At 51.7% G+C, this 13,900-nt stretch carries 9 protein-coding genes; 4 read left to right on the top strand and 5 right to left on the bottom strand.

The window, feature by feature from the left end; all coding sequences use genetic code 11:
• Positions 1-573 (bottom strand): HNH endonuclease, encoded by a 573-nt coding sequence (locus CXB77_RS19030; RefSeq protein WP_146108672.1) that lies wholly within the window; start codon positions 571-573, stop codon positions 1-3.
• A gap of 163 nt (positions 574-736) precedes the next feature.
• Here CXB77_RS19030 and CXB77_RS03845 point away from each other — a divergent pair, with 163 nt between their 5' ends.
• On the top strand, positions 737-1,450 hold the full coding sequence (locus CXB77_RS03845; protein WP_105072852.1) for an IS1 family transposase: 714 nt from the start codon (positions 737-739) through the stop codon (positions 1,448-1,450).
• A gap of 129 nt (positions 1,451-1,579) precedes the next feature.
• On the opposite strand, the gene CXB77_RS03840 is transcribed toward CXB77_RS03845, so the two are convergent.
• From CXB77_RS03840 to CXB77_RS03830, 3 genes are all read right to left on the bottom strand, one after another.
• Positions 1,580-3,706: a methyl-accepting chemotaxis protein gene (locus CXB77_RS03840; RefSeq protein ID WP_105072851.1), complete on the bottom strand. Its 2,127-nt coding sequence runs from the start codon at positions 3,704-3,706 to the stop codon at positions 1,580-1,582.
• A 274-nt stretch (positions 3,707-3,980) separates the two neighbouring features.
• Positions 3,981-6,242: a phosphoenolpyruvate--protein phosphotransferase gene (gene ptsP, locus CXB77_RS03835; protein ID WP_105072961.1), complete on the bottom strand. Its 2,262-nt coding sequence runs from the start codon at positions 6,240-6,242 to the stop codon at positions 3,981-3,983.
• Between the two features lie 208 nt (positions 6,243-6,450).
• Positions 6,451-6,990, bottom strand: coding sequence for an RNA pyrophosphohydrolase (locus CXB77_RS03830; RefSeq protein ID WP_105072850.1), 540 nt, complete (start codon positions 6,988-6,990; stop codon positions 6,451-6,453).
• A 182-nt stretch (positions 6,991-7,172) separates the two neighbouring features.
• Here CXB77_RS03830 and CXB77_RS03825 point away from each other — a divergent pair, with 182 nt between their 5' ends.
• A complete protein-coding gene (locus tag CXB77_RS03825; protein ID WP_105072960.1) occupies positions 7,173-7,841 on the top strand; it encodes an HAD family hydrolase in 669 nt (222 codons plus the stop codon).
• A 101-nt stretch (positions 7,842-7,942) separates the two neighbouring features.
• On the opposite strand, the gene CXB77_RS03820 is transcribed toward CXB77_RS03825, so the two are convergent.
• Positions 7,943-8,827, bottom strand: coding sequence for an alpha/beta fold hydrolase (locus CXB77_RS03820; protein ID WP_105072849.1), 885 nt, complete (start codon positions 8,825-8,827; stop codon positions 7,943-7,945).
• Between the two features lie 550 nt (positions 8,828-9,377).
• Here CXB77_RS03820 and CXB77_RS03815 point away from each other — a divergent pair.
• A complete protein-coding gene (locus CXB77_RS03815) occupies positions 9,378-11,912 on the top strand; it encodes a hypothetical protein (protein ID WP_105072848.1) in 2,535 nt (844 codons plus the stop codon).
• 29 nt (positions 11,913-11,941) lie between these two features.
• Positions 11,942-13,822: a nuclease domain-containing protein gene (locus tag CXB77_RS03810; RefSeq protein ID WP_146108671.1), complete on the top strand. Its 1,881-nt coding sequence runs from the start codon at positions 11,942-11,944 to the stop codon at positions 13,820-13,822.
• The last annotated feature ends 78 nt before the right edge of the window (positions 13,823-13,900 follow it).

Here is a 13,900-nt window from a genome sequence, read left to right as displayed (position 1 = left end):
TTAACGGCGATCTAGCGCCTCCAATGCTTCCATCATCGAAAACGCTTTCCAGCCATTGCTGCGTGCAATTTCAAGATCATTAACAGAAATCGCGACACCAAATTTTGTCGATGGCCAAGCAAGTTCGAGTTGCGCAACAACAATACCATTTGCATCTTGAATCGCGTAACCCACTATAGGTGGAGGTCTCTTTTTTGAGCGACACAAGTGTAGAACACCGTGAACACCGGTATCTGCCATATTAAAAATATTATCCCAACCTAGACCTTGGTTATCTTTTTTCTGTTCTTGACGCAATCGCGTAATCAACTGCATATCTTCATGGCGTACAAACATCTTCCCATGACTAGGTTGTTTTTTATGGCAATCAATACAAAGTGCTTGTAAATTAGAATAATGATTATCAGTTTTTACACCATTTTTATGGTGTGTATGAAGCAATCTTGTGTGATTAGAAAGATCGACACTACAAAACTCGCATTTAAATCCTTGTTTAGCCCGATATTGCTTTGAAATAACGAGCCAATCCGTCGTGTAATCGCCATCATCTTCGCCTGCTTTTCTTTTCGGCATATTAGAAAAAAAAGAGCTGTAAGTTACAAAAAAATCTGCAATTGAAAAATTAGAAAAAATTTCAGTTTTGTTACTCTGTTGATAACCTTTATAGTTTAGGTAGTGATCATATTTATAGGATAAAATTAAAATACCGCTATGTACTTCAGTTGGAGTTATTTTTATGCACTGTCCTAAATGCCACTCTCAATCTCTCGTCAAAAACGGTTTTAATGCTACCAATAAGCAAATGTACCGATGTAAAGACTGTGGACGGCAATTTGTATTAAACCCTGCTAAGGGCGAGATCTCTGATGAAAAGAAATCTTTGATTGATCGCTTACTTTTAGAGCGGGTTTCTTTAGCCGCTATTACTCGAATCGTTGGCGTCTCAAAATCTTGGTTGCAACGCTATGTCAATGAAAAATACGAATCAATTCCACGTCACGTTGAAGTGAGTAAAAAACGCAGGGGACGACTCACGATTGAGTGTGATGAAATGTGGTCATTTGTACATAAACTCAAGAATAAACAATGGCTTTGGTTGGCGATCGATACTCGCACACGTGAAATTGTTGGCGCGTACATTGGAGATAGAAGTGAAAAATCTGCACGTGGATTATGGAATTCTTTGCCTCCTATTTATCGCCAATGCGCAGTAAGTTATACCGATTTTTGGGCAGCTTATGGAATGATATTTCCATCAAAACGCCATCGTGCTGTTGGCAAAGAAAGCGGACGAACAAATCATATTGAGCGATTGAACTGTACGTTTCGGCAGCGCATCTCTCGATTAGTGAGAAAAACCCTATCATTTTCTAAAAAACTTACCAACCATATCGGAGCAATTTGGTATTTCATACATCACTATAATGCAACGCTATCAACCAGAAAATAGGTAGAGTTCGCAAATCTACCCTATAAATAGGATCACTACCAATCGGTATCACTGCCACCATTGGCATTAGCCGGGCGTATCTAACGGCAATGACACTCGCACGAGCGCAATCAGTCGGCTAGATTGCGCTTATGCCTTGAGCAGATTGAGCTGATCGTCGAGCGTCCGAATGACGCCATGGGTCGCCTGCGTTGCTGCTTCAGAGACCTTTGCCAGATGCGCCAAATCCTGCGCAGCATCGCCAATTGCGGTAATGCTGCGATTGATCTCTTCACTGACTTGGCTTTGCTCTTCAGCAGCGGTAGCCACCTGTAGCGCATGACTGTCAATTTGCCGGACATCCAGAACGGCACGATCAAGCAATTCGGAACTGCGATGCGTAAAGGTCAGGGTCTGCTCCATCTCGCTACGGCTGTCGTGGAGGAGCTGATCGGCACGTTTCACATCATTTTGCAGCCCTTTAATCAGGTCATCTACATCCTTAGTCGAGGCCTGAGTACGCATGGCCAGATGGCGGACTTCCTCAGCAACAACGGCAAATCCCCGCCCCTGTTCACCGGCTCGTGCTGCCTCGATTGCGGCATTGAGCGCCAGCAAATTGGTGCGCCCAGCGATTTCGCGGATTGTTACCAAAATGCCGTCAATTGCCTGACTGCGCTCGGCAACTTGCCGCATTTGGTTGGACGCATCTTCAACCGAGCGTGAGAGCAGTCCCACCTTGTCTTTCGTACCGTTAAGCGCTTGCTGGGTCAGATCAATATGTTCTGCCGCCGCCTGCGAGGTCTGTGCCGTCTGATGCGCAAGATTCGCCACTTCGCTGGCGGTGCTCGACATCTGGGTCATAGCGGTCGCGACGCTGTCGATCTGCGTATTCTGAGTCGCCGTGGCCTGTCCGACCTGGCAGGCATAGTCGCCCAAATCGGCGGAATGACCGGACAGGGTTCGGCTCTGCTCCTTCATGACCAGGATCATCTGGCGCAGCTTGTCGACGAAGCGATTGATGTTTTTGCTCAGTTCGATCAGTTCGACGTGATGACGCACCATGACCTTGGCGGTCAGGTCGCCTTCCGCCGAGGCCAGCGCCCGCATCCCCTGGGCAAGCTGCGCCAGCGGGTGGGTGATGGTGCGCATCAGGATCACCATGACCAGGAGCCCGAGCACGGTCATGAACGCGGCCCCGCCAGCCAGTTTCAGGAGCGACGTGCGCAAGTTAGCTTGGAGTTCCCCCCGCAGCGCGTTGGCGGCGGCGAGGATGTCGGCCTCCGGCACCGAAATGGACAGCGTCCAGGAGGCGTTGGCGATGGGGATCGCCAGGCTGTGGAGCCAGCGGTCGCCGCTTTTGCCCTGACCGGGAACCGCAACGGCGGTCGCCAGTTCCGGCGCGACCTCGCTCAGACGCTGGCCGAGCCGCTCAGGGAAGCGCGTCGAGGCGGCGATCAGCCCATCCTGACTGACCAGGATCAGATCGCCCTTGTCGCCAAACAGCCGCTTGGCGATCGCCTCGGCGGCGGTCTGGAGGGCCGAGAGATTGATGTCCATGCCGATCACACCGATGAACTGACCGGAGACGACGAGCGGCAGGGTCATGCTCGTCATCAATTCTTTGTGGCCCGGGCTGATCTCGAAAAGGTAGGGATTGACGATGCAGGTCTGCTGGCGCTCCTTCGGGCAGAGATACCACTCGGACTCGCGTTGACCGTAGGCGTTGCGCGTTTCGTCATATTTCCAGCTCGCGTCCGGGTTTTCGTGAAAGACGAACCGCTCGCCCTCGCGCGTGAAATAGATCTCGATGGTGCCGCTCTGCGAGCTGTGGGACAGATTCCCGGCATATTCGCTGTCTTTGCCGTCATAGCCGTTCGGCTCGAACTGCGCATAGGTGGCACTGACGAAGGGATTGCTCTCCAGGGTATTGAGCACCAGGCGTTTCAGTTGCTCCCGGTCGTAGGGGGGCATCTCGCCCGCGCCGAGCGCCGAGCGCGCGATCTGCTGCTGCATGACCGAGGCGCTCGCGAGGGTCACGGCCAAGAGCCGACGAACCTCCTGGCTGGTGCCGAGCGCCGTCTCGGTCATGATCCCGACGGCTTGTTGCGAGAGGTTGGCGGTCATGGAGTCGGTGGCGGTCTGGATCGTGTCGCGGAAGATCAGCGTGGCCACCGCGATGATGGTGCCCGCCGTGAGGATCAGGATGATCCCGGTGGCCAGCAGCAGTTTTAGGCGCAGGCTAAAGGTTCGCCCGTCCTGGGGATTTTTTGGCATAGAATTCCAACCACGAAATATTTGGCGCACTGTGTGTAAGCGCGGTTAACCGAACACAATCGGATTGACACTATTCTAAAGACCCCTGATGACCATCTAAATTCCTGATGACCAATTTTTGACGTGACGCTACGCAGTTTCAATCCTTGTTGTAATGGATTTAGCGTTGCAACCACCAGCTTGTTGATGTTGCTCCTAAACGCCGCCGGGTTTCAATCCTTGTTGTAATGTGTCATGAACCGTATGATTACTGACAACTTCTGCTCAGAAATTGCTATTTCCCCGGACGCACCAACGCACCCAGCCCAACGCTGTCCAGCGCATCCAGCAGCAATCGGCGCACCGAACCCGAATCTTCACATTGCAGCGCCACTTTCAACACTTCACGAGCGCGAGCGCGACTGATACTGCGAATCACGCGCTTGACCCGCAGCAGACTTCCCGCGCCCATGCTCAGGCTGTGCACGCCCATTCCGAGCAGCAGAAAGGTTGCCAGTGGATCGCCAGCCATTTCGCCGCAGACGCTCACTTCGCGCCCGTGCACGCGAGCGCCAGTGATGATTTGCAGCAGCGCCCGCAAAATCGCTGGGTGAAATTCATCATATAATTTAGCGACATGCGGATTATTGCGATCGACCGCCAGCAGATATTGCGTGAGATCATTCGTGCCGACGGATAGAAAATCGACGCGCCGCGCCAGCGCCTCTGCTTGATACACCGCTGCTGGCACTTCAATCATCACGCCCACTGGCGGCATTTTCACCTGATAACCTTCTTCCAATAATTCATCGTGTGCGCGATGAATTAACAGCAGTGCATCGTCTACTTCACCAACATTGCTAATCATTGGAATGAGAATTTGCAGATTATTTAATCCAATCGCTGCCCGCAAAATTGCGCGTACCTGCGTTAGGAAAATCTCAGGATGATCGAGCGTAATCCGAATGCCGCGCCAGCCGAGAAAGGGATTGGCTTCGTGCATGGGGAAATACGGCAGTGGTTTATCGCCGCCAATGTCGAGAGTACGAATCGTCACCGGACGCGGGGCAAATAGCTCCAATACGTGCCGATAATTCGACATCTGCGCTGCCTCACTCGGAAAACAGTCGCGCACAATGAATGGTAATTCGGTGCGATAAAGACCAACGCCCGCAGATTCTTCAATACCCAGCGGGCGATTTTCCGACACCAAGCCGGTGTTGAGAAATAGCGGCAGCAAGTAACCATCGGTGGTTTCGGCAGGCAGATGACAGAGCGTCTGCAATTCGTTGGTGAGTACGGCATCATCTTCGGCAAGGCGTTGATATTCCAACCGCACTGCCGGACCCGGCGAGACATAAACCCGCCCGCGATAGCCATCAACCACCATTTCGCGCCCTTCAGCGCGGCTCACCGGTAAATCGGCCACGCCCATCGCTGCCGGAACGCCCATGCCACGAGCCAAAATGCCGACGTGTGACGATCCCGATCCCGTCGTAGAAACAATGCCGAACAGCTTTTCACGCGGGACATCGGCAATCTGCATCGCGCTAATTTCTTCACCCACCAAAATGGTTTGCGCTGCGTACTGAATCGGCGCGGCAGTGAGATTTTGCAGGTGCATCAACACGCAGCGCCCCAGATCGCGCACGTCGGATGCGCGTTCGCGTAAATACGCATCTTCCATGCTGTCGAACACCTTGATGTGTTCTGAAATGGTTTCGCGCAGCGCACCCGGAGCCCAGTTACCCGCTCGAATGCGCGACACCGTGCCGTCAATCAGCGTGTCGCTTTCCAACATCATGCGCCACGCATCAAACAGCGCCATGTCCTCGCTGCTTAATAGTTTCTGGGTGCGAATGGAAAACCGATCCAAATCGGCGAGCACTGCGTTGACTGCTCGCTGAAAATCCAGTTCTTCCGCTTCGGAATTGTCAATACGCCGATCTGGGACTGCGTCCAAATCAGCGGGCGGATACACCACCACTGCTTGACCGATACCAATACCGGGTGAAGCGGGTAAACCCGGCAAAAACCGCTGCGGAATGCCGTCTTCTTGCAACCGCGCCAGCTCGCCACTGGTGCGGGCGAAAGTAATTGCGCCAGCCAATTGCGATGCCAGTGTCATGACAAAAGTGACTTCATCCTCCTCGAAATGTCGGCGCTGGCGCTGGCGCAACACCAACACGCCCAGCACTTTGCGGTTTTGAATAATTGGTGCACCGAGAAAACCGTGATAACGCTCTTCATTGGTATCGGTGATGTTTTCATAGCGCGGATGGGTCGCTGCATCATCGAGATTGATCGGCTCGGCGCGTTCACTCACCAAACCAATCAGCCCGCGACCCAGCTCCAGCCGCAGTCGCCCAACCACGTTGCCGCGCAGTCCCTCGGAAGCGTGGAGCACGTGGCGGCGATTATCGAGATCATTGAGATAGACCGAGCAGACATCCGCGCCAACTGCCTGTTTGACGCGGCGCACAATGATGGTGAGTGCTTGCTCAAGGTCTTGTGCATTATTGACTTCTTGAACAATGCGCCGGAGTGATTCCAGCATACTGACGCGAAGCGCAGAGGAACGATCAGACAAGCGAGTACCTCAATTGAATCAAGCGGTAGTAAGAGTTACGCAGTTACGAATACAAGCTGTTGATTTAGTTGTCTGTGTTTAGTAACAACGCTATTTTTTACTGACAACTGAAAATCGACAACTTTTTTTAACTGCGTCACTCCTAGATGGGTTAAAGAAATCAATGCAGAATTATTTAAGGATGGCGGTGTCTTAAAAAGTCGGCAACGCCACTGAAATAATCATCACGACGCGGAATGCCATCGGGATATAAAATTGGCGCCAATTCTTCTAATGCTTGTTGATAAACATGGCGCTTGAAATAGACTACTTCATGCAATGGTTGCCAATAACGTACCCAGCGCCAAGCGTCGAATTCCGGTCTATCAGTGCTATCTAAACAAAACGCATCTTCACCACAATCCACCCGCAGCATAAACCACACTTGTTTCTGACCGATGCAAGTTGGTCCGCAATGACGACGGATATAGCGTTTTGGTAGGTGATAACGCAGCCAGCCTCGCGTACAGCCGAGAATAGTAACTTGCAGCGATTGCAATCCAACTTCTTCCTCCAGTTCACGGTACATCGCCTGTTCCGGCGTTTCATTGTCGTTAATTCCACCTTGGGGGAATTGCCACGCATTCTGTCCAACGCGGCGTCCCCAGAATAGGCGACGATCCCGATTAGTCAGGATGATGCCGACGTTGGGTCTAAAGCCGTCGTGATCAATCAAGGAAGCGTTATCCTGTTATCAGGTCTGGAGTCATTCTTCCATATCCCGCTGATTGCGGGCAAGCGACCGCCTGTGTAAGCGATTGCTAATCAACAGTTTGTCCAGACGATTAGCGCATTGTTAATCTGCTGCCGCAAACAATGCGTTGTTTATTCGCTTTAACGCAGGAGCATTTTGCGATCATGGCTCTCACATTATTTGATTTGGATAACACGCTGCTGGCGGGTGATTCCGACTACCTTTGGGGTTGTTTTCTCGCGCAACAAGGCATCGTGGACAGTGCAACTTATGAACGCGAGAACGCGCAATTTTACCGCGATTATCACGCAGGATCGCTCGACATCACTGCATTTTTGCGCTTTTCGCTGCGCCCACTGCGCGAGCATTCGCGCTCGCTGCTTGAAACGCTGCGCCAGCAATTTGTGACCGAGCAGATTGAACCGATCATGCTGCCGGCAGCGCGGGCATTGATCGCTGCACATCAGGCTGCGGGCGATACGTTAGTTATCATCACCGCAACGAATGCGTTTGTGACTGCGCCCATTGCTGAACGTTTTGGCATCGCGCATTTGATCGCCACCGAACCTGCTGAAATCAATGGACAATATACTGGCGAAGTCGCAGGTATTCCGGCATTTCGTGACGGCAAGGTGACGCGGTTGGAGCAGTGGCTGGCAGCGAACGGCGGCGATTGGCACGACAGCACGTTTTACAGCGATTCGCACAACGATTTACCGTTATTAGAGCGAGTGACGCGCCCGATTGCCGTCGATCCTGATCCGCAACTCCGCGTCATTGCCACAGCGCGAGGCTGGCAGATGTTGTCGCTGCGCGGCAGCAATAATGCTTAATCACTCTGGGAGTGACGGAGTTGAAAAAGTTGTCGGTTGTCAGTTTCAGTAACAAATAGCGTTGTTATTGATAATCGCCAACCGAGAACTAAATCAATACGTTATACCAATTTTATATTGGCATGATGTTGAATAAATCCGTTGACGGCAGCGAGAAATGCGCTGGGCGTTTCTTCGTGCGGAATGTGACCGCAATCAGGAATCACGATCAATTCTGCACTCGGCAATTCATCCGCCAGCCGTTGACTTTCAGCGAGTTTGACTGCTCGGTCATGCTCGCCGCTAATGACCAATACCGGCAGCGTTAAATTGAGCAACTGCGCTTCCAAGTCCAAACGATGAGTCGCTAAAAAGGATTCCAAAAAGGCGCGATCCCATGAACCAATCATAAAATCAGCGCGATAGGCAGCGATGTCGTCATCGGTCAGGCGCTCCTGCTGATGCCACAGTGCCCGCAGTGCTTTGGTGTACAAACGTTGAATCATCACGCGCATTAGCTTTACAAACAATGGTTTAAGTGCCGTCATCATGCGATGCACTGGCGCAGGCAATTGGCTGGTGGCATAACCGCTGTAAATCATCGCGCCGACCAGCACCAACGCTTGCACCTTGTCGGGATGACGCAGCGCAGTGAGCAACGCCACGGTTCCGCCGGTGGAATGACCGATGAGAATGGCGCGTTGAAAACCAAGTTGTTCAATCAGAGCGGCGACCAAATCACTTTGTGCATCAGCACTATAGAGTGCTGCGCCGCCACTTTTAGGCACGGGACGCGAGGTGAATCCGCACACTGGTCGATCAATAGCAACAACGGTGGCGTGTGCGCTTAATTCCGCGAATACATGCCGCCACGAACGCAGACTTAAAAAGCTGCCGTGTAATAACACAATCAGCGTTGCACCGGAGCCAACACGTTGATAATGCACTCTAAATCCGTTGACATCGAGGAATTGGCTGGGTGTTGGAGAAGCGTTTGAATCTGTCATCGTCGATTACCGTGAAAATGAAAATTGTTATCAAGTTGAGCCGCAAAACCTCTGTCTCTTCAGATCGGGGGTGTAGCAACTCACGAGCGATAGCTTTCTATGTGCTTGGACGCAGTTGTTGTTCAATATACTGTAGGAGTTACGCAGTTGAGCATTGACTCGTGTTCAAATCCTAGAAATTCTCCTCTTAGCAGAAGGAGATTAGGGTGGATTTATCTTCGACACCAAAGACTTAAATCCACTTGTTCCCCTTTTACTAAGGGGAGAATTCGTGCCAACCGCGTAACCACTACTTTCAACAGCTTCAAAAAATCGGCAGACATGCTTGCAAAATTACAACCTCGACCTTCAAACAAACATCAGGCTTGAATAAAGCAATTATTGACCAAGGCAGGAAATGGTTGTCGATATATTGACGTACAAAAAATATTGGAACTGCGGAATAGTGATTAAAATACATCTGCATCACACCAATCAAAAATGTCCAAGTTGTCATTATGTTGCTAATGCAGTAATACTCAATCAAATCTCAAAATAAGGAGCGTATAGCATGGCGCGTGGAACAGAAATTGTTGCGGCAATCGCCCAACAGCCGTTTTGGTTAAATGACAATCAATTTGTAACGGTCAGACCAATCGCAGTGATTGAAAATGAACGCCTTGGTCCAGTAAGAGAAGGCGATTATCCCAATCGAGAATTATGCTGGTGGTTAATTCGTGGCATTTCGCCGCAACAGGAATTAGTTCCCGGTCGGCTAATTGTGGGGCGCGTCGAAGAAGCCGCACAATTTGACCCAAAAGATAGCGATAAAGATAAATTTCAATTTGAATGGGATTCGGTCAGACTCGGCGGTCTCCGAAACGTGATTGAAATCGTTGATGGACCAAAAAATTTAGATCGCCGTGATCTTATCAATCGTGCCAATGCACTTGAACTTGATCATCCGCCCACGTCATTGATTTTAGTCCGGCTTGGTGAACGCATCTATGGACCATTTAAGGCGGAATGGGAATATCGCGGTCGCTATCTCATTACGTTATTTAAACCGCAATCAAGTCTTGAAACCACCGTGTTTGATGCAGCACGAGTACAAAAAGACCCCGGTTTTATTACACGCCATCGCATTTTACTTTCTGCTTGCGATCAACCACTCAATAAATCAATTGATACCTTTTCGCCCAGTTATCACATTTTAACGTGGGAGCGGTTTGAAGCACTACAGCAAAATGAAGCCTTAGAACGAATTCGGTTGTATAGCGATGACGAAGTAGTGCGGCAAGTTGCCAAACAGGTTTTACCGCGTAAACGATTGCGCGATTTTATGCAGGAATGGAAAGATGTCAGCCAAGTTTATCTCACGACACAGGATCATTTAGGTCCGAATGATGTCGTTGATGTCTTTAAGTTTCTCAATACGCGCTTAACCGGACAAACTGAAGCAGTTGAAGAATTGGTTGAAAGTATTCTCGATTCTGGTGTGTTAGAAAATCAAATTGAAAGGGCAATTACCAACCGCGCACGGTTACATATTGAAACCCACACCGCAAAATTGAGCGCAGAAGTTGAAGAAAAAATCAACAATTTACGCCAACAGGAGCAAGATTTAATTCATCAGATTGGGCGCTTAACCAATGATTTGGAACGCCGCCGTCGTCAAGAAGAAGCGCAACTTGAAGCAGATTTGCAGCAGCAACGTTTAGGTTTTGAGCAATGGAAAGCCACTGAAAATACGTCGATTGAACAGGCGCGAGCCGATATTGCACAGCAGCGGCAAATACTGGAAGAAGGTTTAAAAGAAGTTGCGGCGCGTTTTGTGAATAATCGGCAGGAATTGCTTAAAGATTTTCTGTCGATGAGTCCATTTTTAACGCAAATTGGCGTATTAACTGCGAACGCTAATGAATACCACGCCAGCACTGCAACCGAAAAACCGTCAGCAATGACTGCTCCGCCGCCCTTATTGGAGCCGCCAGCGTTTCTTAAAGAAATTAGCAGTGTGCGCGGTTTGGAAAAAGAAGAAGCCTTTTTTAATCGTTTCAAAGAGCATGTAGCGAATGCGGGTTTTCGGTTTCGTCCACTTGATTTGGTGGCGTTTCATCTCAGCGTGAAATGTGGTGATTTAACCATTCTTGGCGGCTATTCGGGAACGGGTAAATCCTCATTGCCGGTGTTATACGCGCAGGCATTGGCGGGTGATGAATCACGTTATTTGGCGGTTGATGTCAGTCCATCGTGGTTAGAGCCGGGCGATTTATTGGGGCGTGCTAATTTGCTGGAAGAAAAGTTTCAGCCCGCTGCGACGGGTTTATTCGAGCATTTGGTCTGGGCGGCAATGGAAACCGAGCGCAATGGTCGTGATAGCGGGCTATGGATGATTTGCTTAGATGAAATGAATTTGGCGCAGCCTGAGCATTATTTTAGTGGCTTTTTACAGGCATTGCCGCGTGCTGGGCAGCAGCGTTCCGTCGGTGTTTTTTCACCTTCGGCAGTGTGTCGTGCTGATCCGTGGCGCGAATGGGCGCGTATTCCATTGAATAGCAATTTGCGTTTTATTGGCACGGTGAATTACGACGAAACGACGAAGCCATTAAGTCAACGTTTGCGCGACCGAGCGAATGAATTGCGTTTAGAAGCAGTGCCTTTTGGCAGTTTGCAGCGCACTGCGTCTACTTCATCGGTCACGCCGCCGAGTGGTGCGCCGGTGACGGTTGCCAGCTTCGATTCGTGGACGTGTGACATGACGCTGACTGGGCAAGCCGCGTCGGTGATTGATGCGATGCAGCAGCCGCTGGCAGTGCTCGGTAGTCCGTTGACGCCGCGCCGTTATCAAGCAATTGCGCGGTTTGTCGCCAGCGCCGGCAATCTGTGCTCGGCGGAGGAGGCGTTTGATATGCAGTTGCGCCAGCGGGTGCTCAGTCAGGTACGCGGTATTTTCCGGGCGGAATCGCGGCGGGCGCTCGACGACCTGCGCAGCATTTTAGAAAACCACGGCAGCACCTTTTCCGGGGCGCTGCAATTGTTGGAGCGGATCGCGGCCGAAAGCGCACAAGCAATTGATTTTGATGCGTTTGAAGTCGATGCTTGAACGTTGGCGAACTGCATGAGGGCGACGCGATGAGCAAACACGAGAACGACGATGTGCCGATGTTTGCGGTGTATCACCACGATGACTGCGTGGTGACCGTGCCTTTGGATAGCGTGATGGCTGGCGCTGCGCCCGCCTGTCAGGAAATGGATCGGTTGACCTTTGAAGTCAGTCCGAAAGAGCCGGAGTTGGAATATCGCATTCAAATTGGCGATGTCGCGCCAGCCACTGCCATCGGCAAAGCCTATCGGCGACACGTCGAATGGCCGGGCGAACGCTATTTAGAAAGCGCACGCGGTTTGGTGGACATCAAACTGTTTTCGCGGTTGGAACACGCGCCAGCCGCCGCATGGCAATTGCGCTTAACGCTGCTGCTGGCGGTGTCTGCATCGAAAGTAACGGAAGCAGTCTTTGCCGCCATGGTCGGCGATTTGGCGAGTTTATCCAGCGGCTTACTCTTTGATTTAGCATCAAAATCGTTCGCCGGAATCGCCAAAGGCAAACCGCAATCCCGCGCTGCCGTCAAACTCCCGCCGCAATCCGCGCAACTGGAATTGCGCGTGCTGGAGGCGCTGGTGCAGGAAGTCAGTTGCAGCCTGTTGGAAATCTCACGGCAGCCGGAGGTGTTCCTCCGTTCCGAGCGGCGCGTGGCGACGTGGACGGGATCGGAGCGCCTGACCAATGACGGGCTCTCGTGGTTTGTCGCTCGCGGGATTGATCCGCGTCGTCCGTCCACCGAGGGCGGAATTGTCGGACCGCGTTTGCGGATCATCGCGCACACCCAATGCGTCGAGCACGGCGTCATTCGCTGGTTTTTAGATTTGATCCGCGAGCGCACCAAGGATTGCGCCGGTCACGCCAGCGCCGAGCGCCAGCGCATCGTTGCCGATAAACCCTATCGTAATCATCGGTTTGGCGGTGAAGCGTCGCTGTATGAAGCGTTTGATCAACCCAAATTGGACAAACTGAACGAGGCCATCGCTCGCGCCCAGCGCATTGATCGGGCGCTGCGCGGCATGTTGGAACTGCCGTTTTTGCGCCAGCAACGCGCCATTGCGCCGCGAGAACCGACGCCAATTTTTCGTTACGTCTTGAATTACCATCGGTTTTGGCGGTCGATGCGCGAGTATTTGCAACGCTCCACGCTGCTGTTGGAACACAGTGTGGACGAGCGCAGCAAACCGACGTGGCGCATGTATGAACAATGGGTGTTTTTACAAATTGCCGCTGCCTGTGAAGACATTGGTTTGCGTCCGAGCAGCCATGACAGCCTATTCCGCCGTCTCGGTTCGCAATTGTTCACGGTCGATCTGCGCCGAGATACGCAGTTGGGATTTACTGCTGCCGACGGGCGACGGGTGTTGCTGCGTTATGAGCCGTGGATTGTGTCGCGGGAGCTGGCGCGGCGCAGCGGTGACAGCTTATTTCAGGGACGCGAAGGCGAAGTGCCGTGGTCGCCGGATGTCATCATGGAAATCTTTGACCCGCCGGTGCAAGGCAAACCGCCGCAGTTGGCACACGCGATTGTGATTGATGCGAAATACACCTCGCGGATCGAAATGCATCATTGGGAAGGCACGAGCAAATACCAAATGATTCGGGACACTGAATCGGGAGCGCAGATCGTGCGTCAAGTGTGGGTCGCCAGCCCGGTGAAACCAGAACGCGGCGCAGTGGTGCGGTTTCGTGATCCGTCGGTGACTTGGTCGCTGGATGGAGCGGATCGTCCGGTGGGAACGCTGGAGTTTTTGCAGGGCGCAGTGGCGATGGCTGCCGATCCGCAATCACCACGCGGAACGGTGTGTCCGGCAGCGCGAGAATTCATTACGGGCTTGCTGGCGTGGCTGCATTTCCCAGAAGCGCAGCGCCGTTTTCAGAATGATGAATTACAAATTGAAGCGGCGGCTTGAATCTTTATTGGCAGTTTTCAGTGCTCATCGTATTTTTACTGACAACTGAAAACTGACAACTTTTTTCAACGTTTCTTT

The organism is Chromatium okenii (assembly GCF_002958735.1).
Lineage (GTDB): Bacteria > Pseudomonadota > Gammaproteobacteria > Chromatiales > Chromatiaceae > Chromatium > Chromatium okenii_A.
Note: the sequence above shows the minus strand (reverse complement) of the source record. Positions and strands in the feature narration are given on the sequence as shown.